The sequence below is a fragment of the Pseudomonas bohemica genome, from assembly GCF_002934685.1.
Taxonomy (GTDB): domain Bacteria; phylum Pseudomonadota; class Gammaproteobacteria; order Pseudomonadales; family Pseudomonadaceae; genus Aquipseudomonas; species Aquipseudomonas bohemica.
In genome coordinates, this window is the sequence record NZ_NKHL01000100.1 from 1 (window position 1) to 1,400 (window position 1,400).

At 56.0% G+C, this 1,400-nt stretch carries 1 pseudogene; it reads left to right on the plus strand.

The features are described from left to right. Positions 1-73: 73 nt before the first annotated feature. Positions 74-1,222, plus strand: a pseudogene (locus CE491_RS09630) (type I restriction enzyme endonuclease domain-containing protein); the annotation flags it as partial. Positions 1,223-1,400: the final 178 nt, after the last annotated feature.

Here is a 1,400-nt window from a genome sequence, read left to right on the forward strand (position 1 = left end):
CAGAAGCAGTTGAACACCTGGGTCAGTTTTCAGTCGGCAGAACAGCCGTTAATGGGTCAGTTTTCGGTCAGCGGCAACAGCACGAGTAAATCGCGTGTTCCGCGATAAGCCTGCGGGGCTAATTGTGGACTACATCGGCATTGCACAAAACCTGAAGTCTGCTCTGCAGCAGTACTCCAAAAACGACCAGGAGAACACTGGCGTAGACGAAGCACAGGCCATTGCAGTGATGATGGAGAAGTACGAGGTCGTGCGAGACATGTACCACGGCTACGACTACATCTCCGCAATGAATGGTACGCCACAGCAGCGTCTGGCGATGATGGCGGGCGCCATCGAGTGGATTCTCGACCTTCAACAGCAACTGGCTGAAAAAGAGGAAACCAAAGAAGGTAAGAAGAACGCTCACCGCCGCTATCAGGACGCTGTGCTGGCTTTGTCCAAGGCCTTCGCCCTGGCATCTGCCTCCGACCAAGCCCGCGATATTCGTGAGGAGGTCGGATTCTTCCAGGCCATCCGTGCTGCGCTGGTCAAGAGTAGCTCGGGCTCTGGCGTGACTGAGCAAGAACGCGAGTTGGCCATCCAGCAAATCGTCAGCCGCGCGGTGATCTCGACCGAGATCGTGGACATACTGGCTGCTGCGGGCATCAAGAGCCCGGACATTTCCATCCTGTCGGACGAGTTTCTCACGGAAGTGCAGCAGATGGATAGGAAGAACCTTGCGCTTGAAGCATTGCGCAAGCTGATCAACGACGGCATACGCTCGCGCAGTAAGGCCAACATCGTACAGACCAAAGCGTTTTCGGAGCGGTTGGAGGACGCGGTGGCGCGTTACCACGCCAACGCCATCACTACCGCTGAAGTGCTGCAGGAGCTGATCCAGCTGGCCAAAGACATCCGCGCGGCGCGACAGCGCGGCGAAGAGTCCGGTCTGTCAGATGAAGAGATTGCTTTCTACGACGCACTGGCCGAGAACGAAAGCGCGATGCATGTGATAGGTGACGACAAGCTCAAGCTGATCGCCCACGAATTGCTGATGAGCTTGCGCGAGAACGTCTCGGTTGACTGGGCGCATCGGGATTCAGCCCGCGCAAGAATGCGAGTGCTGGTGAAGCGTATTCTGCGTAAGTACGGCTACCCACCAGACCTCCAAGATATGGCAGTGCAAACGGTGCTGCAGCAGGCCGAGGCATTGTCTTCGGGATGGACCGTTTCGAGGTAACGCATACACTGATGGCTGAGTAAAGGATCCATTGAAAAAGCAAAACCCGGCAGACCTTTTGGTAGGCCGGGGTTCTTCGGAAGCTGGACGGATAGGAATCTGTAGTGGTCTAATGAAACCGGACACCCATTTAGGCGAGAATGCTCGCCAGATCGAGGTGTCAGATGACCAAACAACG